Below are 22,955 nucleotides of genomic sequence, written 5' to 3' on the forward strand. Positions count from 1 at the left end.
CGAAAACCGTTTGCCGGCCTCGACATTAAACTTGCGAGACGAGAACGTCTCGTATATTTACCGTATCAACGAGCATCAGGAAAAATTCATGCCGGACAGAGACGAAAGAAAGAAGGTTTCAGGTCGGCCTGATGGTCGAGTATCCGAGGAACTGGATATTCTCATCCTGAAGACTGCCAGCCGATTGTTTGGAGAACAGGGTTACGCGGCCACATCTGTCGAGCAGATTGCGGCAGTAGCTCAGGTGGGTAAGCAGACCATCTATCGGCGGCACCCTTCCAAGGAAAGTCTCTTCAAGACAGTCATTTCGGAACTGGGGAAAAGTTTCCTCGTGGCGGCAACGCCATCGGACACCATGGTTTCAAGTGATCCGCTACTGACATTGCGCAAGACAATGCGGATGCTTCTTGATCTGGTCCTGAGCCCCGAAACGCTCTCTCTCAGTCGCACATTCATCGCGGAAGGATGGCGTTTTCCCGATCTGGTGAACCATGCCGGAGCGCATATTTTCGACCCCATTGAAGAGCTGACCTGCCGGCTCATGACGGCAGTCTCCGACGCGGGTCTTTTGAAAGAGCCCTGTCATCTGATGGAAACGAGCCGATTGTTTTCCGGTCTTTGTCTGGCTGTTCCTCATCAGAAGATGCTGTTCGGACGGGATGTTCTGATGACGGCCAAAGAACGGGATGATTATCTCGATAATGCCTGGACGGCTTTCATGACGGGAATACTGCGCACGTCCGTTTCCAGACCGACAAAGGTCAAACAGGCATGAATAAACGATCCTTCATATCCGGGACCAGTCTTTGCACTTTCATGCTCGTCGCGCTGTCTGCCTGTCACAAGAAAGCTCCCCCGCCTGAAATCAGGCCCGTGCGCTCCTTGGTGGTTCATCCGGGGACTGATGGAAATGCGGAGTTTCTGACAGGACAGATTGCTCCGCATCGTATTGTCACCCTGTCATTCCGTCTGCCCGGCAAGATCGTTGAGCGTACAGTGGAAACGGGCGACCCAGTGCATGCCGGGCAGCTACTGGCCCGTCTGGACGATACCGAGGTCCGCCAGACGCTGCGTGCTGCCACCGCTGACGCACAGGCAGCCAGAGCCTCTCTTGCGCAGGCGACTCCCTTGCAGAAACGGGCGACGGCTCTTCTCCCCGACCGCGCTATCTCACGTAATGATTACGACGAGGCCGTTCTCCGCTACCGCACCGCCCAGCAGGCTGTGCAGTCCACGGCAGCCCGGGAGCAGATCGCTCATGAGGAACTGGACCATACCCGTCTGGAGGCGAATGCGGACGGTGTGATTACGGAACGTCTGGCTGAAGTCGGGGAAGTCGTCGCCGCTGGCCAACCGATCCTGCGCATGGCCGAGGCTGCTGGTCGTGACGCCCAGTTCGACGTTTCAGGAGATCTCCTGCGGTCCGGTCTGACGGTTGGAGCAACAATGACTGTCTGTCTCGACGCGAACCGTCATGTCTGCACGGATGGGACGCTCTACGAACTCGCGCCGGATGCTGATCCACTGACCCGGACCTATCGGGCAAAGGTGCTTCTTCAGACGCCGCCGACCGCAATGACGCTTGGTTCCGTCGCAGTGGGACGACTTGCCGCCAGTGCTGCGTCCGATATCCATCTTCCACCGTCGGCGTTGACTGCACAGGATGGAAAAACGGCTGTGTGGGTGATTGCGCCTGATACGATGACCGTCACATTACGCCCCGTCGAAGTCTCCCGATACAGCGCCAGCGACGTTACGGTCGTCTCGGGCCTGAAAGCCGGAGAGCGTGTCGTGACAGCCGGCGTGCAGGCGCTTTATCCGAACCAGAAGATCTCCCTGCTGGATGACGCCGATGTCCGCCCCTGAAGAGTCCGGACAGGACGCAAAAACGGGTCACATCCTGAATCTTTCGGAGTGGTCCATCCATCATCGCGCACTCGTTGCGTTTTTCATGATTCTGATCGCCGTTGCGGGCGTCAGATCCTATTTCGCTCTCGGCCGGAACGAGGACCCGCCCTTTACGGTCAAGACGATGGTCGTTGAGGCCATGCTGCCGGGCGCAACGGTCGAGGAAACAACGCATCAGCTGACGGACCGGATCGAAAAGAAGCTTCAGGAAACACCATATTTCGATTACGTCAAAAGCTATACCACTGCCGGAAAGACCACCATTCTGGTCAATCTTCTGGGCAGCACGCCAAAGAGTCAGGTGGCGGATATCTGGTATCAAGTCCGCAAAAAGGTCGGCGATATCAAGCCTTTTCTCCCCTCCACGACCGTGGGGCCATTCTTTGACGACGAATTCGGCGATACCTATGGCATTATCTACGCCTTTACCGCAGACGGTTTTTCCCATCGCGACCTGAAGGATTATGTCGAGACCGTCCGCGACGAACTGCTGCATGTACCGGACGTCGCCAAGATCGAGACGCTCGGCGCGCAGGATGAGAAGATTTTTGTTGATGTCTCCAGCCGACATCTCGCCCGGTTAAGCATTACGGGCGAGATGATCGAAGCTGCCCTGCAGGAGCAGAACGCCCTCGTCCCTTCTGGTACTATTGATACGGGGAAAGAACAGATCCTCGTTCAGCCGACTGGAAAATTCAATTCCGTCGAGGATGTCGCCAACGTGACGATCTATGCGGGCAATCGCAAGATCCGCCTGGGCGACATTGCCACCATTACGCGCGGTTATGCCGATCCGCCGCAAACCCTGTTCCGTGTCAATGGGCAGGATGCCGTTGGACTGGGTCTGTCCATGACCAAAGGCGGCAATGTTCTCGCACTGGAAAAGAACATTGCCGCGAAGATGGCCGAACTTCATGCCCGCATGCCTGTCGGTATCGAGGCACATCTCGTCGCCAATCAGCCTCAGGTGGTCAAGGAGGCAGTCGGAGATTTCACCGAGGCTCTGTTTGAAGCCATCGCCATTGTGCTGGGCGTCAGTTTTCTCAGTTTGGGTGGTCGTGCAGGCACCGTCGTGGCGTTCTGCATCCCTTTCGTGCTGGCGGTCGTGTTCACCAGCATGGAACTGCTGGGCATCGACCTGCAACGCGTCTCGCTCGGCGCACTGATCATCGCCCTTGGCCTTCTCGTCGATGACGCCATGATCACCGTTGAGAGCATGGTCAGCAAACTGGAGGAAGGCTGGAGCCTCCCGCGTGCGGCGACTTTTGCTTATACATCCACGGCTTTTCCGATGCTGACAGGCACGCTGGTTACAGTGTCGGGTTTTGTGCCCGTTGGTTTTGCGCACAGTGTTGCCGGGGAATACACGTTTTCCCTGTTCGCGGTCGTCGGGCTGGCCCTGATCGTGTCATGGTTCGTGGCCGTTCTGGTGGCTCCCCTGATCGGCGTGACCATTCTGCGGGCGCATCCGGATAAAGCAGGTACCAAACATGAGGAGCCTCACAGAGGGCGGATCATGGCGTTCTTCGAGCGCTGCCTGCTCGTCACCATGCGGCACCCCCGCATGACGGTTTTGATCAGTCTGGGCGCACTACTCGTCGCCATGATACTGACACCGCTGATTCCGAAACAGTTTTTCCCGGCCTCAGACCGTCCGGAACTTCTGGCCAATCTCTCGCTACGGCAGGGAGCCTCCATCACGGCGACGAGCGACGTCTCACGCAAACTCGACGCGATGCTGCGCAATGACCCCGATGTCGATCACTGGAGCTCCTATGTCGGCCGGGGAGCGATCCGCTTTTACCTGTCGCTCGATGAACAGCTTCCGAACGATTTCTTCACACAGACCGTCATTGTGACCAAAAGCGCCGAAGCCCGCGACCGCCTCCGTCACCGGCTTGACGAGAGGCTGAGCCGGGAGATGCCTGACATCGTACACGGGCTGTTTCCCCTTGAACTCGGTCCTCCCGTGGGCTGGCCGGTGCAGTATCGCGTGTCCGGCCGGGACCCGGATAAGCTCCGCCATTACGCACAGGACGTCGCGCAGATGATGGCGGCGACCGGCAATCTGCATCTGATTAATTTCGACTGGGGTGATCCGGCGCGAAAACTGCGGATCGATGTGCGTCAGGAGGCAGCGCGTCGGCTCGGTCTTTCCTCAGCCGCCATCGCACGCGCCATTAACTCGACCGTCACAGGCACGACCGCCACCCAGTTGCGGGATAGCATCTATCTCGTCGATATTGTGCTGCGCGCCAGAAAAGAGGAACGGCTGTCCATTGAGAGCCTGCGCAATCTCGATGTCCGCCTACCGAACGACCTTACCGTGCCGCTTTCCTCGGTCGCCACCGTCTCCTACGTGGAAGACTATCCGCTGATCTGGCGGCGCGATCGTCTTCCGACCATGACAATCCAGGCGCAGCTTCGTGACGGTGTGCAGGCAAATACTGCCGTATCCGCACTGGCTGGCAAGATTGCCGATTTCAATGCCCATCTGCCGCCCGGCTATCATGTGACGGTCGGCGGAACGGTTGATGAGGCGGCAAAGGCGCAGAACTCGGTGATCGCGGTCATGCCGGTCATGGCGCTGATCATGATGGCCGTGCTGATGATCCAGCTTCAGAGCTTCAAGCGGCTGGCGCTCGTACTGAGTGTGGCGCCCTTCGGTCTGATCGGTGTCGTGATCGTGCTTCTCGTCACCGGTAACCCTGTCGGCTTCATTGCGCTGCTCGGACTTGTCGCGCTGGTGGGCATGATCATCCGCAACTCGGTCATCCTTGTGAATCAGATTGAGATCGAACAGCAGAACGGCAAGGCCGAATGGGACGCGGTGGTCGCCGCCGCAATGGTCCGTTTCCGTCCCATCATGCTGACAGCCGTGGCCGCCATTCTGGGTATGCTGCCCATTGCCTCAAGCGTCTTCTGGGGACCGATGGCGGACGTCATCATGGGCGGACTTGCCGTTGCTACGGCGGTCACGCTGATCTTTCTCCCCTCGCTTTACGTGCTGTGGTTCCGCGTCAGAGAACCTTCATCCGGGACGAAGGTGACGTCATGAGGAAAACCCTTTTTCTCATTCCTCTGATTTTGGGCGGATGTTCCTGGCTTTCACCTGATTACAAACGTCCTGTCATGGCTCTACCGGCGACATGGAATGGCGTGCAGGCCGTCACACGCGACGATCGCGCATGGTGGCAGCGTTATGGCGATCCGGTGCTTGATCAACTAGAAGAAGAAGCCGCGCACCATAATGACGATCTCGCACTGGCGAAATCCAGCCTGTCACAGGCTCAGGCCCAATACAGCTACGCTTTTGCGAACCAGCTTCCATCCCTGTCTGTCGCGGGCACGGATGCTTACGGGAAATTCGCCAACGGAAATCTCCGGGCCGCCGGTCAGAGTTTCCGTTTTCCCAACAAGACGAGCAATTTCGGTTTTGTTGGTGGAATGCTGAATTACGAACTGGACCTGTGGGGCAAGAACGCCAGCCTCAGTGACGCTGCTAAAGCGGGTGTTCAGGGGGCCGTTTATGCGCAGGAGGCAGCACGTCTGTCGGTGGCCGCCGCTGTAGCGAAGCTCTATTTCAGCCTGCGTGCGCTAGATCGCAATGTCGCCATTCTGAAGGAGAGTGTGCAGACGCAGGACGATATTCTTAGGCTTGTTCAGCATCAGTATGACGTTGGGGCTGTTGACGCCCTGCTGCTGCAGGATGCGACAGAGCGTCGTGACGCCGTGCACGCGGCCTTGCCCGACATGGAGGATCAACGCAACAATGCGGAAAGCGCATTGACTGTTCTGGTGGGGCGTTCACCGCAGGACATCGTTCAGGCGGGAATTTCCAGAGGTCGGGATCTACAGGAACTCAGTATACCCGAGCCAACCCCTTCGGTTCTGCCTTCGGAACTTCTGGAACGCCGCCCGGACATCGCGATGCACGAGCAGATGCTGATCGCGAGTAATTTCAACATCGGCTATGCCCGGGCAGCCTATTTTCCGAGCATCTCGCTGGCGTCGCTTGCCGGGGTGAACAATATCGACATAGACAATCTCTACCGGGCAACCAGCCGCTCATGGACACTTGGTGCGGCTATGGCGGCCCCCGTTCTGGATTTCGGGAGAACGGAAAGCGGTGTCAAACTTGCGAAGGCAAACAAGAATCAGCAGGTCGTGCTGTATCAGCAGTCTATCCGAACGGCGTTCAAGGAAGTGCGTGACGCGTTGCTGGCGCAGAACACAGCGGCGGAACGTGATGCGGATAACGGTGCGCGTGACGGAGCGGCGCAGCAGAAGCTGCATCTGACAACGCTCCGTATGGAACACGGATACGCAAGCCAGATTGACGTCCTAGCCGCGCAATCAACTGTGCAACTGGCAGAATTGTCTCAGATTCAGGCCCGGCTACAGCGGCTTGATGCGTCGGTTGATCTCTACAAGGCGACAGGTGGTGGTTTTACGGCCTTGCCCACAAAGAAAAAGATTTGAATCTTCTGAAAGTACAATCGATCTCGCTGGGAGTATAGTTCCCAGCTTTTATCGCAGAAGGAAATTCATCTTCCAATATTCGCGCCACCATCTGTTTTAAAGCACAATCCGCATGTCGGGATATTTCATCAATCGGATTGTCTCTCAACACAAAAAACCGGAGCCTCATCCGCCTCCCCAAGGGAAACGGACAAGACTCCGGCTCAAAGTAAAAGAACCTCAGACCTGACTGAGCGTCCGGCGTACAGCGACGTGCCAGCCGTCGATCATGCCCTTGCGGGTCGAGGCTTCCATCTGCGGCTCAAACAGCGCGCCGCGCTGCCATTCGGACGCGACTTCTTCCAGATCGTTCCACAGACCCACACCCACACCCGCAAGGAATGCGGCACCAAGGGCTGTCGTCTCGATCTGCTTGGGACGCTCGACCTTTGCCTGCAACATGTCGGACAGGAACTGGCAGAACCAGTCATTGGCCGCCATGCCACCATCGATACGCAACGTGTCAGCCGTGCCGCCTCCGTCCTGCGTCATCGCAGCCACGAGGTCGAGTGTCTGATACGCCACGGATTCCAGAGCCGCACGGGCAATGTGCGCCTCGGTAGCGTCCAGCGTCAGACCGCAGATGAGACCACGTGCATTCGGATCCCAGTGCGGAGCACCGAGGCCGACGAAGCCCGGCACCATGTAGACGCCGTGGCTGTGCGGAATGCGCGTCGCCATATCGTCGGTCTGGGAAGCATGCGTGATCAGATGCAGACCATCACGCAGCCACTTGATCGCCGCACCGGCGACAAAGATGGAGCCTTCCAGCGCGTAGGCCGTCTTGCCTTTCACACGGTAAGCGATGGTCGTGAGCATCCGGTTCTGGGAAACGACAGGCTTCTCGCCGGTGTTCAGCAGAACGAAGCAGCCCGTGCCGTAGGTCGCCTTGGCCATGCCCGGCTTGAAGCAGGTCTGGCCAACGACGGCGGCCTGCTGGTCACCAGCAATACCGGCGATCGGCACGGCGCGACCGAACAGGTCAGGCGTGCTTTCACCAAAAACGCCGCTGCTGTCTTTGACTTCCGGGAGCAGAGCTGCAGGAATGTTGAAGAGTGCAAGAAGGTCATCATCCCACTGCTGGCGATGAATATCGAACAACAGGGTACGGGACGCATTGGTCACATCGGTCGCATGGACCTTGCCGTCCGTCAGACGCCACAGCAGGAAGCAGTCGATCGTGCCGCAGGCCAGTTCGCCTTTTTCAGCCCGCGCCCGTGCGCCCTCTACATTGTCGAGGATCCAGGCGAGCTTTGTGCCTGTGAAATACGGGTCGAGCAGAAGACCGGTGCGGCTGGCGACCAGTTCTTCCTTGCCCTGTTTCTTCAGTTCGGCGCACAGGGCCGCCGTCCGGCGATCCTGCCAGACGATGGCGTTATGGATCGCCTTGCCGGTCTTGCGGTCCCATACGACGATGGTTTCGCGCTGGTTGGTAATGCCAATGGCCGCAATGCGGTCAACGCCGCCAGAGCGTTCCACGGCTTCCTGCGCGGTCGCCTTCGCATCGCGCCAGATGTCTTCAGGATCGTGCTCAACCCACCCCAACTGCGGGTAATACTGGGGAAACTCCTGTCGCGCGACGGAAATTTCCTGTCCGTTCATGTCAAAGACAATGCTACGGGTTGAAGTGGTTCCCTGGTCAATCGCCAGAATACGATCCTGTTTGATCATGATGGCAGCTCCTTAACGGTCAGACAGAAGTTTCGATCGAGGACGCCGCCACAGCAGGCCTCGGCATGAAAGGCTGGATAAGCGTCCGGTACAGTCCGGCTCCGATTACGCCACCAGAAATCGGGCCTAAAATGGGCACCCACCAGTAATTTCCCGGAGATGGCAACGCCTGCGGTCCCCAGCCCGCGAAATAACAGAACAGACGTGGGCCGAAATCACGCGCCGGATTAATGGCCCACGCATCGAGATATCCGGCGGAAGCGCCAATAGCGGCCACGAGAAGACCGATAATCAGCGCACCGGAATTCGCCTCCGGCGCCATTGTGTTGTGTTCGTAGGTAATTGCGAAGATTCCGAAAACCAGCATGGCTGTCAGAATGGTTTCAACCACGAAGGAATGGAGTGGTGTGACGAATTCACCCGGATGCGTGAAGAACACACCCGCCGCTGCACCGTCATGAAGACGATCGAGACCATGCGAAATGGCAAAATGCTCGATGACAGGCGAGAACATCGTGTAGACCACAACAGCACCCAGAAAGCCGCCCAGAACCTGAGCGGCGCAATACGGCGCAACCTTTGCCCATGAAAACCCGCGATATATGGCAAGCGCCACCGTCACCGCCGGATTGGCGTGCGTGCCGGAAACAGCGCCCGTCGCATAAATAGCGATCGTGACGCCGAGGCCCCACACGATACAGACGCCCCAGTATGCCGTCTTGTACGGGCTGGGGTCGTACAGGGTGTACATCGCGGCTACAGAATCCCCGAACAGGATGATTATGAAAACCGCAACACATTCGGCGATCAGTTCGCCGATCAGTTTTTTCCGGGCTGTCATGGTGCTCCGATAGTCGTTAACCGACTTTTTCTTTTATATACGCGCCCACACGCTGACGCTGCTCTTCGGTCATATGGAGACCGATTTTGGTACGCCGCCATAGCACATCCTCTGGCGCGCGTGCCCATTCGTTTGCGATCAGGTAGTCGACTTCGTTGGCCGTCATACCCTGACCGAAATCCTCGCCCATATCGGAAAGCGACTTGGCTGTTCCGACAACATCATAAGCCCGCATGCCGTAGGTCCGCATCAGACGCCATGCCAGCGGCAGGGACAGGAACGGAGCTGCGTCACGGAAACGGTTCAGAGCGGCCTCAAAGCCTCCCGTACCCAGATCACCGCCGGGCAGAGCCGCATCCGCCGTCCAAGAATAGCCTCCCACGGCAGGCAGAACCGGCGCAAGCTTTTCGAGCGCGTGTTCGGCCAGCTTACGGAAAGTTGTGATCTTGCCGCCGAAGATGGAAAGCAGCGGTGCGCCGTCGGTGTTATCGAGATCCAGCACATAGTCACGCGTCACGGCCGATGCATTGGCTGCGGCATCGTCATAGAGCGGACGCAGGCCAGCATAGCTCCATACCACATCGCTCGGCTTGACATCTTCCTTGAAGTAGCGGTTCACGCTCTCACAAAGATACTTGACCTCTTCAGGCGAAATCTGAACCAGACCCGGCTCTTCATTCCATGTCACGTCGGTCGTGCCGATCAGCGTGAAGCGCTGCTCGTAAGGAATGGCGAACACAATGCGCTTGTCCGGGTTCTGGAAGATGTAGCACTGCGGACCGTCAAAGATCTGCGGCACGACAATGTGACTACCCTTGACCAGACGCACGGATTTCGAATTCGGCAGGTCAAGCTGATTGGCCAGCAGACGCGCGACCCACGGACCGGCGGCGTTCACAACACCTTTGGCGCGAACCGTCTTTGTGCCGCCCTTGCGCATGTCCTCAATCTCGGCTTCCCAGATGCCGTTGACGCGACGTGCGGAAACCAGACGCGTGCGGGTGCGGATGTCGGCGCCACGATTGGCGGCGTCCATCGCGTTCAGCACCACAAGACGGCTGTCCTGCACCCAGCCGTCGGAATAGACGAAGCCCTTCTTGTACTGATCCTGAAGCGGCTGACCGGCGGAATGCGTGTTCAGATTGAGCGCCCGTGACTTGGGCAGCTTCATCTTCGGAGCAAGGTGATCGTACAGGAACAGACCCAGACGGATCATCCAGACCGGGCGCTGTTCCGGGGAATGCGGCAGCACGAAACGCAGCGGCCACATGATGTGCGGCGCAATGGAGAGCAGTCGGTCACGCTCGATCAGCGCCTCACGCACAAGGCGGAACTCGTAATATTCAAGATAGCGCAGGCCGCCATGGATCAGCTTGGTGCTGGCGGAAGAGGTATAGCTGGCAAGGTCATCCTGCTCGACCAGCAGCACGGACGCACCGCGGCCCGATGCATCGCGCGCGATACCTGTTCCGTTAACACCGCCGCCTACAATAAGCAGGTCATATACGGTGGAGGAGTCGTCGGCTGCAGCCATCTTCATCGGTCCCGTCTGTTGTTCGAAAAATGTATCGGTATTTTCGTATCCGAACACGAACCTCTTTGGCAACGGAAAAATCGCGACAGGACTCTGCAAAAAGTCGCCACAATTCCATCATTCAGCGGCTCACTGCCTAAAATGTTCGTTTTCGAACATCTTCGCCCACAAGAACAAGCGCGACATCATGGGCTGCGAGCATTTCGCAGATTGGAGCCGGCGGCGTCCGATCCGTGAAAAAGGCCGTCACACCGGCAATACTGCCCGCATTCATTAACGGCCGACGTCCGAATTTGGTGTGATCCGCCAGCAGAAAAATCTTACGGGAGTTGGCGCGGATAAGTTCGGATGCGCGAATTTCTTCGGCATCATAGTCCAGAAGCGTTCCGTCCTCGTCGATTCCGCTGATGCCGATCACGCCATAATCAGCGCGATACCGGCTGAGCATGGTCAGGGAATCCGGTCCGAGAATCCCGCCATCCCGCATACGCACCGTGCCGCCAGTGACCACGACCCGACAGTCCTCGCTGCCTGCCAGCAGGGTCGCGACATGCAGATTGTTGGTGATGACCTGCAAACCCTTGTGACTCGCCAGCGCACGGGCGAACGCTTCCGTCGTTGTGCCTATATTCACGAATAGGGATGCACCGTCGGGAATAGCGGCTGCGGCCAGTTCTCCGATAGCGTCCTTTTCACTGCGATTACGAATCTGCCTTTGGGGATACGCTATGTTTTCCACTGAAGACGGTGCGCTGGCCCCTCCGTGGTGGCGCAGCACCTCTCCGGCTGCATCAAGCGTGCGGATATCCCGCCGGATGGTCTGTACGGCTACGTCGAACAGACGAGCAAGCTCCTCGTTCGAGGCATATCCCTGCCGTTTCACCGTCGCGATGATCGCCTGATGACGCGCCTGCGTGCGGGACCCGTCTCCACCGACATCTCCACGAACCTCAGGCACAGCGCTCACCTTCCAGGGTCATAGATCTTCAAGCACTTCCAGAACCGCCTCGCCATAACGCGTGAGCTTGGTGCTTCCGACGCCTTTGACATCACTGAGTTCATCCAGCGTGCCGGGACACTCCAGCGAGATTTCGCACAGGGTCGCATCCGAGAAAATGTAATAAGGCGGAATTTCCTGCTCCCTAGCTTCAGCAAGCCGCCAGCGTTTGAGAGCGTTGAAGCGTTCCCGCGCATCCTCGGTCAGTTGATCGGCGATCGAATCGCCCTGCCCTGTGGAACGGTTGTTTCGGGCAGAGGCCTCGACAGCATCCTCCCTCAGCCGCACCTCTTCCTCACCACGCAGGATCGGACGGGCGACTTCTTCGTTCAGACGCAGGCCACCATGCTCATCCCCGGTCACCAGAGCGCCACGAGCAATCAGCTGCCGCACCACGCTGCGCCAGAATGTCTCGCTTTTATCCTTGCCGATCCCCCAGACCGACAGACGATCATGACCCGCCCGCGAGATATTATCTGACGGTTTGCCGCGCAGAACGGCGATCACGTGGAGCGCGCCATAACGCTGGCCAGTGCGATAGATGGCAGACAGCAGCATCCGCGCCGCCTGTGTACCGTCGAAAGTCGGCACCGGTGTGCGACAATTGTCGCAATGCCCGCACGGCTCGGTCAGGGTCTCGCCAAAGCAGGCCAGCAGCGCACGGGTCCGGCAGGACGTGCTTTCCGTGAAGGCGATCATCGCCTCCAGCCGGCCCCGCATGATGCGCTTTTCACTATCGGGCGCATTGGACTGGTCCAGCCAGTAACGGGCGCGACTCATGTCCTCGCCGCCGTAAAGCAGCAGCACGTCAGACGGCAGTCCGTCGCGTCCGGCACGGCCGATCTGCTGGTAATAGGCTTCCGGCGAGGCGGGCATGTCGAGATGGATCACCGTCCGCACATCGGGACGATCAATCCCCATACCGAAGGCGATGGTGGCGACGATGACAATCGGTTCGCCTGACCGGAACCGGTGCAGGGCGGCGCGCTTTTCCTGCGGCGACAGACCGGCATGGAAAGCGCAGGCGGGATAGCCTTTCTCGCGCAGGGAGGCTGCGATCCGTTCCGTGCGGGCACGCGATCCGCAATAGACAATGCAGGCGTCACTGCGGTGCTTCTGAAGCGCATCGACAAGCTGCCGCATCTCGCCGCCCTTGGGGCGCGCGGCAATCATCAGGTTCGGACGATGGAAGCTGGCGGACAGAACCTCTGCCTCCGGCATAGCCAGAGCGGTGAGAATGTCATTACGAGTCCGCGGATCTGCCGTCGCCGTGAGAGCGATACGCGGCACGCCCGGAAAATGCTCCGGCAAGGACTGGAGCGCCCGATATTCGGGACGGAACTCATGCCCCCATGCGGAAATGCAATGGGCCTCGTCAATTGCGATGACAGAGATCTGCTGACGCGACAGACGATCCAGCGTGCCGGGAGACAGCAGCCGCTCCGGGGACACATAGAGGATATCGACCTGTCCGTTGAAGAGGTCGCCCCGGATACGGGAAGCCTCGTCGCCGTCCAGTTCAGAGTGCAGAGCCGCCGCGTTGACGCCAAGCTGACGCAGCGCCGCCACCTGATCATCCATCAGTGCGATCAGCGGTGAAACCACCAGCCCCATACCGGGGCGACACAGCGCGGGCACCTGATAGCAGACACTCTTTCCGCCACCTGTCGGCATGAGGACGAGCGTGTCCTCTCCCGCCATCACCCGGTCGACGGCCTGCTCCTGCAACCCCCGAAAGGCCGGAAAGCCGAAAACACGGTGAAGAACTTCACGCGGCGACAACCCGACGAAACGGTCACGCCCTCTTGCGGGTCCGGATGCTTCCGAAGGGAAACCGCTGTCTCTGTGTTCGTCTTCCGACAAGGAGGGCCTTTCCAGCATAGGCGGGATTATTGAGCGAGCAGTTCTATCTCGACACGGCGGGAACCGACGACACCTTGCGCGTTGGAAGGAGGCCGGGTTGTTTCACGAATGCGCCTGGGAGAAACGCCGTCCGCCATAAGCTGTTGCGACACGGCCTTGGCCCGCTGGACAGCAAGAAGCGATTCCGTGGAGAGATCACCATTCTGGCGAGCATAGCCTTCCACAACAACAGTCCTGCCGGAATAATCTCTGGCTTTTTCAGCGACCTTTTCCACGACCGAGAGCGCAGTATCATCCAGCGCCGAGGAACCCTGACTAAAAAAAACGACATACTGCCGCCCCGGCCCCTGATCGGCGCAAGCGGCGAGTGAACAAAGACTGACAACAGAAAGAAGGCGACGCATGATCCACTCCTTGCGATTTGATGGGCCGGAGCCGTCCTGACGTCAGACTGGCCGAGTTCGTTTCTCGTGCCTGCGCGAGAGCAGAAGGTCAATAAAAGAGCGTAACCGGGCTTTCCGCCGGGTGGGATAACGTCCCCGACTTATACCGGGACCGCTTCCCCGCCAGCGATACGCCAGACATGATCGAGCTGCTCAACCCCGGTCAGGCGATGGGCGATCAGGATCACAGTCCGCCCCTGCGCAACGCGGTTCAGGGTAAGGAAGAAGTCCTGCTCAGTCTGGGCGTCGAGACCCGTTGCAGGCTCGTCCAGCACAAGGATCGGCGCTTCAGACAGCAGGGTCCGCGCCAGTGCGATACGACGTCCCTGCCCGCCCGATACCTTGACGCCGCCTTCGCCGAGCCATGTATCGAGCGTGTCAGGAAGCGTGCGCACGAAGTCACCGACAGCCGCTTCATCAAGCGCTTTCCACAGAGCATCCTCATCCGCATCAGGTCTGCCGAGCAGCAGGTTATTGCGGATCGTGTCATCAAACAGATGCGTCGCCTGTGACAGCCACGCGATGTGTTGACGGAGCCAGACATCTGGCAGAGCAGCGATGTCGACGCCGCCAATCAGGATCTTTCCCTCCTGCGGGAAAGCCGCCTTGAGGAGCAGTGCCGCCAACGTGGATTTCCCGGCACCCGAAGGCCCCAGCAGCGCGACCCGGCTGCCCGCCGGGATGTTCAGGGAGAAATCACTGAACACGGCAGGACGATCGGCCCGCCAGTGAAACGCAACATGCTCAAAGGCGATGTCGAAATGGGTCGGCATCACGGTTGCCGGCGTTACAGTCTGCACAGGACGCGGATGCTCATCGGCAATCGCCACCACCCGGTGCGCCGCAGCCCCCATATTTCCGGCCAGCATACCCGCGCGGGTAAGACCCGACACGCCTTCGAAACAGGCGAAGGTCAGGAACATCAGCCCGACACCCTGCACGGCGGGAATACGATCGAACCCGACACCCGCAATCGCGGCCAGCAGAAGAAGCAAGGCTGTCTGCGTGCAGACACTGGACAGCGCGCCGACAAACGCCATGCGCCGCGAGAGCTGGGCCTGACGCGTGAGCAGACGGCTGTTCGCGCTGTTCACCTGATCAATGATCCGCGGCCCTGCGCCGAAAGCGCGGATTTCGCGCATGCCGCTGACAAGGTCCAGCACACCAACGCGAAGCGCCGCCTGTGCGTGGCTGAGACCGGTCCCTTCCTTGCGACTCAGTCGGGCCGCAGCAAGCGGCATGATGAAAGCTGACAGGGCAAAGAGGATACCGATCAGGATACCCAACAATGAGTTGGTATTGCAGATCACCAGTACCAGAACGGGGAATGTCAGGCAGGCTCCAGCCAGCGGCAGCAGAAGGCGGAGATAAAGCCCGTCTAGCGTCTCGATATCCGACACAAGCCGGGACAGCAGATCGCCCGCGCGCCGGAAGCCCAGACCCGCGGCTGCACCCTGCGCCAGAGAACGGAAAAACCACACCCGCAAGGTCGCAAGCGCCCTGAACATGGCGTCATGAGCATACAGACGCTCGGAATAGCGCAGAACGATGCGACCCAGACCCAGCACACGGAGCGATGTGGCGGTGACAAGCACCATCCCCAGCGCAGCTCCGGCGAAACGCAGACCGGCGCTGCTCATCAGAGCCAGCCCGGCGAGAACGGCCAGCAGCGAAAGCACCAGCCCCATGATCAGACGCGCCGCATGCGGACGCCAGACTTCGACAATACGGATCAGAGCGTCACGGTCGGCCCGTTCGCGCGCAGTCACATCCCGGGAAGATGGTCGGCTCATGAACGATCCCCTCTCATGCCGATTTCATGTGCTGGAGAACAGCTCATCCTGCCTCTCCTCCGGCACCGGCAATCCGGCCTTCTGACAGTTCGATCCTCTGTCCCTGAAACACCTGAAGCGCCGTTGAATGACTGGCGAGAATCACGGTGCGATGCTGAGCCAATGTTTCAAGGCTCTCGAAAACATCCCCTTCCGTCACTGGATCGAGGTAAGCCGTCGGCTCATCCAGCAGCAGAACCGGCGCGTTCTTCAGATAGGCACGCGCAATCGCGATGCGCTGTGCCTGCCCACCGGACAGTCCAAATCCGCCCTCGCCGATCATGGTTTCAATCCCGTCCGGCAGACTGTCGAGGAAGCGGTCGACAGAAGCCGCATGAACGGCCTGTTCCAGTTCTTCCTCGGTAGCGTCCGGTCGGGCGAAAAGGATGTTTTCCCGCAATGAGCCGGCGAACAGGATCGGTCGCTGTCCGATCCAGGAGATCAGACGCATCAGACTTGTCGGGGCGATCGTCTGCATATCGACGCCATTGAACGTAATGCGTCCGGAAGTCGGCTTGATGAACCCCAACAGCAGTTCCATCACCGTGGACTTGCCTGCGCCCGATGGACCGGAAAGAATCACGGTTTCTCCGGCTGCGACCGAGAACGAGACATCGTCCAGCGCCCGCCCGCGCGCCTCATCCCAGACAAACGAAACATTTTCAAACGCGATCGCCACACCTTCATTGGCCGCTACGCGAAGCTGATGTGTCTCGCCCGTGGCGGCAACCTCTGCCGGGAGCGCCAGAATGTCTTCGGCGGCTCCCTGCACGAGCGCACGATCCTGATAGGCGAGCGCCAACCCACGCAGAGGCGCGAAAAATTCCGGAACAATCAGCAGCGCAAAGAGGCTGGCCGTCACCATTGAGCGAAATGTCGCGGCATCAGTCGTATGAATGGCGGCCTGAACATGCCGTCCGTCGATCAGTGCAATCAGGATGAGCGCAACGATCATGGCGCAGTCGATGGAAGCGGATGACAGGAACGCTACCCGCAGGATTTTCATTGTCCGTTTGCGCAGATCATCGGCAGCCTGCCCGAGACGCTGGGCTTCATCATCCGCACGTCCCGCCAGAACGATGGTGGCGATGCCGCGCATACGGTCCAGAAAGCGGGCCTGAAGCCGGGTCATGGCGAGGAACTGCTTGCGGGACGCGACAGCAGCGCCAATACCGAACAGCGCCTGCGCGAACGGCACGAAGAGACCGCAGAGCGCCAGAATCAGAGCGGCACGAGGCTGCACGAACGCAGTCAGCACAGCCAGCACGAGCGGCGAGGCCACCCACAGCACGGAAGCCGGAGCCCAGCGGGTGAAGTAGCCATCCAGCGCTTCGATCCGATCCACAGCCAGCGCCGCCAAAGCGCCGCTATGCGCGTGACGCAGCACGGCAGGGCCAGCCCCGACGATTGAGCCGAGCACCTCGTTCCGCAAGCGACTACGGGCGCGTCGTCCTGCCATAGCGGAGGCATTTTCGCTGAGAAAATTGATTGCGATACGAAGAAGCGCGAGGAAGACAAAAGCAGGCAGCGGCCAGACCGGAACAGGCGTTCCTGCGCCATGTCCTGAAGGAGTCACGAAATCTGTCAGCGCCGGGCCGAGGATATTGGCCACGCACCAGAACTGTGCGGCTCCCGTCAGACTGGAAACAATGCCCAGAACAATGGACGGACGCACCGCACGCAGTCCCAGACGCGCCTGCGTCTTGGTCCAGGCCTTTATGGCTGCCTTACTCTCACTCATGCGGCCCCTATACCGAAGACTCGGCTCCGGAAACAGAGGGCATGTGACGTGTCAGCGTCGCATTCCGGGAATTGGAGACCCCTTCTCTCCGTCGTCCCGTCGCACCTGTTTTACGGGACAGGTCACGATAACACGCACCCCGCCCTCCTCCTCGATACGGAGGGTTCCGCCAATCTGCCTCGCAAATCCCCGAACCAGTTGCAAACCAAGCCCCCCTTCATCAAGGCCCGCCTGCAACGCGGCAGTACTCTCGCTGTCATCTTCTACTATCAGCGTCAGACTATCCATTTTACGGGCAAGAGAGACGCGCACGGTTCCAGTCCGACCTGCAGGGAATCCGTAATGCAGAGCATTCTGCAACGCTTCGGCGATAATCAGCACAACCGAAGTCGCCAGATCGGGCGGCAGCACGACATCGCCCGCATCTTCCTCAATCGTCACCCGGCTACGCACATCATCCGGCGTGGCCTGCTGTATCTGTTGTATCAGAACAGGCAGAAACTCGGCCATTTTCAGATCAGCCAGTTCGTCACCTACATAGAGATGACGCTGTAGCATTGAGAGAATTCTCACACGGTTTCGGGCGACCAGCAGCGCCGTGCGTGTATCGTTGTCTGACACCCGATTGGCCTGCAGACTCAGAAGAGAGCCGACAATCTGAAGATTGTTTTTCACCCTGTGATGGATTTCCGCCACCAGCCGCTTCTGGTGTTCCAATGCGGCTTCCAGCTCGGCTTCACGATGGGCCAGTCGCCACGTCGCTGTTCCGAATGCGCCGGAAAGTTTGCGAAACTCCCGCGGCATGCCCGAGGTGTCCGCCACACTCTCGAACTTGCCCTTCCTCAGCCAGCTTTCAACATCCCGCGTCAACTGGTTCAACGGTTCAACAACCAGTCTCCGACCCGCGATCATGATGCCGGCCAACCCCGCAATCAGCAGGACTGCGACCATTGCGATCCATCCGAAAAGCAGAAAAAGCGCCCGCTTTTCTTCCGGAAGCCGCTGAACTTCAATGAGCGCGAAATCAGCCTGACCAACAGGACCGTAAATATAGGATCGGTTGTCTCTGCGTTCTACGATACGCTGATGTTCACCACGATGGCGGGCTTCAATCGCCGCCTGACTGACCGCCACGTCAACGGGCGCTGTCCAGGCACACTGCGGACAAACCGACACCAGCGATTTGTCATCCATGACAAACCAGGCTGACAGGGATTTTGACGAGGCTTTTTCGATCGTCTCATGGGAGGAGGAAGCGTCATCAGAGAGACCCGGTTGCCAGCCAACCGGCTGAATCGCCACCAGAAACCGTTGCTCCTCATCGGTGTCGACTGGGGGGAGTTCCTGAATAACCCTCAGATAGGGACGCCCCCGATACACCATCAGTTGGGCGGATTCTTTGGTGGGTGCAAGGCTGTGAGCAATATCAAGACAATTGGAGTCGGCAGCGTCGGAGCCGGTCAGCGCATCCTGCAAGCCTCCTGTCCTATCAACGACAGCAAGAAGACAGTAACGCCCCTTACTCGCAGCCTGAGCAAGCAACAGCAGATTTCGAAGGGAACTGTCGTCAGCAGTCTCTCCGATCTGCTGCAACATCGAAACAGTACGAAACGTTTCGCTGTCGAGATACTTATCGAGCTCTGAAAACGCCAGCTTTCCACGCTGGATACCAGCCTCATTCAGGCGGATATAATCCTGCCAGATGACAACGCTTCCAAGCGCAGCCACTGGCAGCACAGACCCCATGATGACAACAGCCATCCGGCTTCTGACCGAGTCGAACAGACCAGCGATACCGATCAGAAAAGAAACCAGAAAACGACAGGATCGCCAGCCGCGCTGATGATCATCTCCCGTCATTCTATGTTTGGTGTGTCTGGTGTTGTTGCGTCATTAGCAAGGCACCACCGACCGAATCCTGCCCTGCCCCAGAGAGAAGGCGGGACATCAAAACAAAAACACACGTCCACTCACGTTCACCCAACATAATCTGGGGACACAAACAGACAGCATTCCCTCACTGATCGTCCTCGTCTTCCTCAAGGAGACGCAGAAGCTCTTCAGGGATAGGCTCATTCGCAACATCGTCGAAAAGCTGATGAAGGCCACGCTTCAGCCAGATATCGAACGCGTCGTCCTCTTTCTTGCCGCTTTTCGCGGAAGAACTGGATTTTCGGTTTCTGGCTGACATCGACAACCACCCCGGCAGATATTCAGACGATTCCAGGCATGATGTCGGGAAGCTATCGCCATTCATACAGCAGAACCTCCCCCGTTTAACATTTCATTCTCGGAGCGCCGCCAGCTTCTTACACGACTGCAGGGTTTGTTACCACAGGGCGATTACCGAAATGTTTGCGACGCTCTTCAACTTCGTGCCGCAGGGCCATCGCCTGCTGACGCAGACGGTCACTCTCCGGCAACTCCCCCATCATCCAGGCTTCAAGCTGACGACGGGCGCGGAAAACGCGGCTTTTGGCCGTTCCCACCGCACAACCGGTCGCTTCAGCAAGTTCCTGATAGCTCATACCCTGAAGCACCACCATAACCAACGCCTCACGCTGATCGGCAGGCAGACGGGCAAGAGCAAAACTGAGATCTTTCACAGCAAGGCGATCTTCGTGGTCCGCCTTGGTGGAAAGCATGTCTCCGGGAAGATCATCAATATCCGTCGTCGCTCTGCGCTTACGCAGATCCGAGATGAAGCGATTCCTAAGAATACGATGCATCCATGCCGCAAAGTTTGTTCCGGGAATAAAGCTGTCGCGTGCACCAAGTGCATTGCATACGGCATCCTGCACCAGATCTTCGGCCTGAGCACGATTTCTGGTGAGAGCAAGAGCCTGCACGCGAAGCTTCGGCAGGATAGCAAAGATCTGGGTCTGGAAGGTATCAGCCATCTTTTTTCCCCTATTCTTATGGGATCAATGAATGGCGACACCCATTCGTTCCATCAGACAGAGATTTTTTCGATCACGAGAAAGAGAGGTCTGCTTTATCGGGGTGCAGACCTCGTTATCCCTACTTCAATAACGCGCCTCACAACGACGGGTTTTCGGAGCCAGACCCAAATCTTGAAAAAGATCAGAGCGTAAAGCTGAACGCCGAACTGAACACGGCGGCATTCTTGAAGACCGTGCTCCCGCCGGGGCGCTGGATGTACTGGAAATCAGGCTGCACACTGATGCCGGGCATCACCTGAATCGTATAGAAAAACTCATAGATATTTTCATGAGACTGAATGCCATAAGGCACACCGAAATTCGCCCCCTGGAACGGCAGTCCCGCAGCCTGTGACGCTTCCTGCTGCCTGATGGCGGACCGGCTGAACTGCGCCCACTGGAACGCAAATCCGACCATATCCTTCGGTCGGTTCCACCAATGGCCAGTATCCATGATCACGCCAACAAGGTGATTCTTCATCGCCGAGGTCTGACCTGAGGCATAACTGTACTGACCACCGATGATGAAACCGTTCATTGGTCCATCACCATGACGCACCAGCATCTGGTCGATCATGACCCACATGGAGGTCTGGCCGCTCTGACGCCGCGCAGGCTGCCCTGACGTCACCCAGGCATGACCATAGATATCCCTGTACAGATCGTCATATTTTGAATTGTCATACATCGCGCCGACCTTGTAGTGGCCGATCAGATGGTCTCTTCCGAACTCCGGAATCCACCCCAGTTCTACTTCGGTCGAAAGCTTTCCAAGCCCCGGCTGCGCCCACGCCCAACCTGAAATGCCACCGTTATAGGCGTGGGGAGACACCGCAAACAGACCGCCCATGATGTAGAAATGCTTCGTCGGCATCAGACGCAGCACTGTGCCGATGTTGCCCGACGGCCAGTCGCGACCACCATTCAGATATTTTGTCGGTGTAACGTTACCGCACATCCACACGTTCATGAATGAGCAGCCCCACGGAGAGTTATTGAAAAACGTCCCCGTCGGAATCCAGCCCATCGCCAGATCAACCTTGTTATGGTACATCGATTTTTCAAAATAGGCCCACACAAGATGGGCCACGACGTTACCACGCGCACCGTAAATCTGCTGCACCTGGTTGGCGTTATCGCCAAACTCGGCACTCAGGTTTCTGCCGTGTCCGTTGACCGCCAGCATGTGCAACCAGAAATTGTCTGACCAGTGGCCGGCATTCAGAATTTTCTGCCAGTCGATATCCAGAGTGACACCAACCTGTCCGGCATCCGTCACGGTCTGCTTCTTGCCGCCGATGGGATTGCCCGAAAGACTCTCATAGACATTGACCGCTACGTAAACACCACGCTTCTGCAGCCACGGCTGAATGCCACCCCAGTCACCGAAAAGATGCGAAGTGCCGTAAGGTGGGCCGAATGACGGCGGGCCGTAGGGAGCCTGAAGAAATCCCGGGATGGACTGATAGAGGGGAACGATCTCCTGCCCCTCTCCATACATGGGAGGATTCGAGACATCCGGGGACGGATCGTAAAATACGTTATTTTTTTGCGGCTGATTCGTCTGGTGTGTGTAGGGTGATCGCGCTGCGGCCTCATCAACAGAACCGGCAGTCAGAAAGCACGCAAGCGCACCTACGACAGCCTTGCGGATATCGAAACGGAGCATTTGGGTAACTTTCAACATGACGGTCTGCCGTGACATAATTTTTCCTTGTTAGGGCGTAAATGTTCCGTCACAAAACATGACAAAACATTTCCACACAAAAACATTTCCGTAGGGAGGCTCGGCGAGAGTCCATAAAGCGCCTGTTTTTATCTGTGTAGTGCTCAGAGAAGAAGTGTTGGCACTGTGTCTTAAGTGTCACGCAGGCCTGGAACTCCCGTCAGTGGCCATACAGCCTGAAAATTCAGCGGAACATGGCCGGAATATATAAAACAACCCGTCTGACGGTAAAAAGAACGTTTCCAGTCAGATGCCGATAACACCCTGCAATTGTGACCTTTTTACATATCATCACCTGCGAACGAACCGGCATCAGGGAAGCATCATTCTCTTTCCATATCCAAAGGTCGACTTCTGCCATCAACGATACGACCGCGTAAAAGTTCAATCCGCTACAGCGCCAGAGATATCTTTGATAACACAAGGAATTCCCGCCACGCTCAGCACAACTTTCCTGGCCTGCGCAGCAATAGCCTGATGTAGCCAGCCAGCCTCATCCCTGAAACGACGTGCCAGCGCATTTTCGGGCACGATGCCCAGACCAACCTCGTTACCAACCAAGACCGTCAATGCCTTCCGGTGGGAAAGCACATCAAGCAGTCGCTTTTTCGCAACAGAAATATCACGCTCCGCCATCAGAAGATTTGTCAGCCACAGCGTCAGACAATCGACCAGAACCGGCGTATCTCCTGCTGCGACCAGCGCGTCCGCCAGTTCCAGCGGCTCTTCAACCGTGCGCCAGCCCTCGCCCCGATCAGCCTGATGACGAACGATGCGTTCCTGCATCTCCGCATCCCAAGCGCGCCCCGTGGCCAGATAGATCCATGGCGGAGGAAGCTGTTTCACCACGTTTTCGGCATAGCGACTTTTGCCGGAACGAACGCCGCCCAGAACCAGTTCAATCATTGCCCTTGCCCTCCGAAAACGGCATGTCTC

General features: G+C 58.2%; 17 protein-coding genes. 4 read left to right on the plus strand and 13 right to left on the minus strand.

The window, feature by feature from the left end:
• The first annotated feature begins 88 nt into the window (after nucleotides 1-88).
• From B3759_RS01805 to B3759_RS01820, 4 genes are read left to right on the plus strand one after another with little or no spacing between them, the layout of a single operon-like run.
• The gene (locus B3759_RS01805; protein WP_291363054.1) at nucleotides 89-775 is read left to right on the plus strand and encodes a TetR/AcrR family transcriptional regulator; all 687 of its coding nucleotides are present in this window, start codon (nucleotides 89-91) and stop codon (nucleotides 773-775) included.
• Nucleotides 772-1,866 carry an efflux RND transporter periplasmic adaptor subunit gene (locus B3759_RS01810; RefSeq protein WP_291363055.1) on the plus strand — a complete coding sequence of 365 codons (1,095 nt, stop codon included), beginning with the start codon at nucleotides 772-774 and terminating at the stop codon, nucleotides 1,864-1,866. Before B3759_RS01805 ends, B3759_RS01810 begins: the two co-directional genes overlap by 4 nt.
• Nucleotides 1,844-4,966: an efflux RND transporter permease subunit gene (locus B3759_RS01815; RefSeq protein WP_408736434.1), complete on the plus strand. Its 3,123-nt coding sequence runs from the start codon at nucleotides 1,844-1,846 to the stop codon at nucleotides 4,964-4,966. Before B3759_RS01810 ends, B3759_RS01815 begins: the two co-directional genes overlap by 23 nt.
• Nucleotides 4,963-6,390 (plus strand): efflux transporter outer membrane subunit, encoded by a 1,428-nt coding sequence (locus B3759_RS01820; protein WP_291363059.1) that lies wholly within the window; start codon nucleotides 4,963-4,965, stop codon nucleotides 6,388-6,390. The genes B3759_RS01815 and B3759_RS01820 overlap by 4 nt, the downstream gene beginning before the upstream one ends.
• 219 nt (nucleotides 6,391-6,609) lie before the next feature.
• Here B3759_RS01820 and glpK read toward each other — a convergent pair whose 3' ends face one another.
• From glpK to cobU, 13 genes are all read right to left on the minus strand, one after another.
• The gene (glpK, locus tag B3759_RS01825; RefSeq protein WP_291363061.1) at nucleotides 6,610-8,100 is read right to left on the minus strand and encodes a glycerol kinase GlpK; all 1,491 of its coding nucleotides are present in this window, start codon (nucleotides 8,098-8,100) and stop codon (nucleotides 6,610-6,612) included.
• 19 nt (nucleotides 8,101-8,119) lie between these two features.
• Nucleotides 8,120-8,941 carry an MIP/aquaporin family protein gene (locus B3759_RS01830; RefSeq protein WP_291363063.1) on the minus strand — a complete coding sequence of 274 codons (822 nt, stop codon included), beginning with the start codon at nucleotides 8,939-8,941 and terminating at the stop codon, nucleotides 8,120-8,122.
• Nucleotides 8,942-8,957: 16 nt separating this feature from the next.
• Nucleotides 8,958-10,475, minus strand: a complete 1,518-nt coding sequence (gene glpD, locus B3759_RS01835) for a glycerol-3-phosphate dehydrogenase (protein ID WP_026199990.1) — start codon at nucleotides 10,473-10,475, stop codon at nucleotides 8,958-8,960.
• Between the two features lie 136 nt (nucleotides 10,476-10,611).
• The gene (locus B3759_RS01840) at nucleotides 10,612-11,442 is read right to left on the minus strand and encodes a DeoR/GlpR family DNA-binding transcription regulator (protein ID WP_291363066.1); all 831 of its coding nucleotides are present in this window, start codon (nucleotides 11,440-11,442) and stop codon (nucleotides 10,612-10,614) included.
• A 9-nt stretch (nucleotides 11,443-11,451) separates the two neighbouring features.
• Nucleotides 11,452-13,353, minus strand: coding sequence for a DNA helicase RecQ (gene recQ / locus B3759_RS01845; RefSeq protein WP_291363068.1), 1,902 nt, complete (start codon nucleotides 13,351-13,353; stop codon nucleotides 11,452-11,454).
• An 8-nt stretch (nucleotides 13,354-13,361) separates the two neighbouring features.
• Complete coding sequence (locus tag B3759_RS01850; RefSeq protein ID WP_291363070.1) at nucleotides 13,362-13,739, minus strand: OmpA family protein; 378 nt, start codon at nucleotides 13,737-13,739, stop codon at nucleotides 13,362-13,364.
• A gap of 140 nt (nucleotides 13,740-13,879) precedes the next feature.
• The gene (gene cydC / locus B3759_RS01855; RefSeq protein WP_291363072.1) at nucleotides 13,880-15,571 is read right to left on the minus strand and encodes a thiol reductant ABC exporter subunit CydC; all 1,692 of its coding nucleotides are present in this window, start codon (nucleotides 15,569-15,571) and stop codon (nucleotides 13,880-13,882) included.
• Nucleotides 15,572-15,614: 43 nt separating this feature from the next.
• On the minus strand, nucleotides 15,615-17,351 hold the full coding sequence (gene cydD, locus B3759_RS01860) for a thiol reductant ABC exporter subunit CydD (RefSeq protein WP_291363074.1): 1,737 nt from the start codon (nucleotides 17,349-17,351) through the stop codon (nucleotides 15,615-15,617).
• Nucleotides 17,352-17,402: 51 nt separating this feature from the next.
• Nucleotides 17,403-19,211, minus strand: coding sequence for a sensor histidine kinase (locus B3759_RS01865; RefSeq protein ID WP_291363076.1), 1,809 nt, complete (start codon nucleotides 19,209-19,211; stop codon nucleotides 17,403-17,405).
• A 157-nt stretch (nucleotides 19,212-19,368) separates the two neighbouring features.
• A complete protein-coding gene (locus B3759_RS01870; protein WP_010668318.1) occupies nucleotides 19,369-19,542 on the minus strand; it encodes a NepR family anti-sigma factor in 174 nt (57 codons plus the stop codon).
• A gap of 118 nt (nucleotides 19,543-19,660) precedes the next feature.
• A complete protein-coding gene (locus tag B3759_RS01875) occupies nucleotides 19,661-20,251 on the minus strand; it encodes a sigma-70 family RNA polymerase sigma factor (RefSeq protein WP_291363080.1) in 591 nt (196 codons plus the stop codon).
• Between the two features lie 184 nt (nucleotides 20,252-20,435).
• Nucleotides 20,436-21,998: a carbohydrate porin gene (locus tag B3759_RS01880; RefSeq protein WP_291363082.1), complete on the minus strand. Its 1,563-nt coding sequence runs from the start codon at nucleotides 21,996-21,998 to the stop codon at nucleotides 20,436-20,438.
• A gap of 405 nt (nucleotides 21,999-22,403) precedes the next feature.
• The gene (gene cobU / locus B3759_RS01885) at nucleotides 22,404-22,925 is read right to left on the minus strand and encodes a bifunctional adenosylcobinamide kinase/adenosylcobinamide-phosphate guanylyltransferase (RefSeq protein ID WP_291363084.1); all 522 of its coding nucleotides are present in this window, start codon (nucleotides 22,923-22,925) and stop codon (nucleotides 22,404-22,406) included.
• Nucleotides 22,926-22,955 lie beyond the last annotated feature (30 nt).

This window comes from Acetobacter sp. UBA5411 (assembly GCF_002409645.1).
Classification (GTDB): domain Bacteria; phylum Pseudomonadota; class Alphaproteobacteria; order Acetobacterales; family Acetobacteraceae; genus Acetobacter.

What these genes read in the sequence shown, in the direction of transcription:
- B3759_RS01805 (WP_291363054.1), top strand. Translation starts at nt 89, where the DNA reads ATGCCGGACAGAGACGAAAGAAAGAAGGTTTCAGGTCGGCCTGATGGT.
- B3759_RS01810 (WP_291363055.1), top strand. Translation starts at nt 772, where the DNA reads ATGAATAAACGATCCTTCATATCCGGGACCAGTCTTTGCACTTTCATG.
- B3759_RS01815 (WP_408736434.1), top strand. Translation starts at nt 1,844, where the DNA reads ATGACGCCGATGTCCGCCCCTGAAGAGTCCGGACAGGACGCAAAAACG.
- B3759_RS01820 (WP_291363059.1), top strand. Translation starts at nt 4,963, where the DNA reads ATGAGGAAAACCCTTTTTCTCATTCCTCTGATTTTGGGCGGATGTTCC.
- glpK (WP_291363061.1), bottom strand. Translation starts at nt 8,100, where the DNA reads ATGATCAAACAGGATCGTATTCTGGCGATTGACCAGGGAACCACTTCA.
- B3759_RS01830 (WP_291363063.1), bottom strand. Translation starts at nt 8,941, where the DNA reads ATGACAGCCCGGAAAAAACTGATCGGCGAACTGATCGCCGAATGTGTT.
- glpD (WP_026199990.1), bottom strand. Translation starts at nt 10,475, where the DNA reads ATGGCTGCAGCCGACGACTCCTCCACCGTATATGACCTGCTTATTGTA.
- recQ (WP_291363068.1), bottom strand. Translation starts at nt 13,353, where the DNA reads ATGCTGGAAAGGCCCTCCTTGTCGGAAGACGAACACAGAGACAGCGGT.
- B3759_RS01850 (WP_291363070.1), bottom strand. Translation starts at nt 13,739, where the DNA reads ATGCGTCGCCTTCTTTCTGTTGTCAGTCTTTGTTCACTCGCCGCTTGC.
- cydC (WP_291363072.1), bottom strand. Translation starts at nt 15,571, where the DNA reads ATGAGCCGACCATCTTCCCGGGATGTGACTGCGCGCGAACGGGCCGAC.
- cydD (WP_291363074.1), bottom strand. Translation starts at nt 17,351, where the DNA reads ATGAGTGAGAGTAAGGCAGCCATAAAGGCCTGGACCAAGACGCAGGCG.
- B3759_RS01865 (WP_291363076.1), bottom strand. Translation starts at nt 19,211, where the DNA reads ATGACGGGAGATGATCATCAGCGCGGCTGGCGATCCTGTCGTTTTCTG.
- B3759_RS01870 (WP_010668318.1), bottom strand. Translation starts at nt 19,542, where the DNA reads ATGTCAGCCAGAAACCGAAAATCCAGTTCTTCCGCGAAAAGCGGCAAG.
- B3759_RS01875 (WP_291363080.1), bottom strand. Translation starts at nt 20,251, where the DNA reads ATGGCTGATACCTTCCAGACCCAGATCTTTGCTATCCTGCCGAAGCTT.
- B3759_RS01880 (WP_291363082.1), bottom strand. Translation starts at nt 21,998, where the DNA reads ATGTCACGGCAGACCGTCATGTTGAAAGTTACCCAAATGCTCCGTTTC.
- cobU (WP_291363084.1), bottom strand. Translation starts at nt 22,925, where the DNA reads ATGATTGAACTGGTTCTGGGCGGCGTTCGTTCCGGCAAAAGTCGCTAT.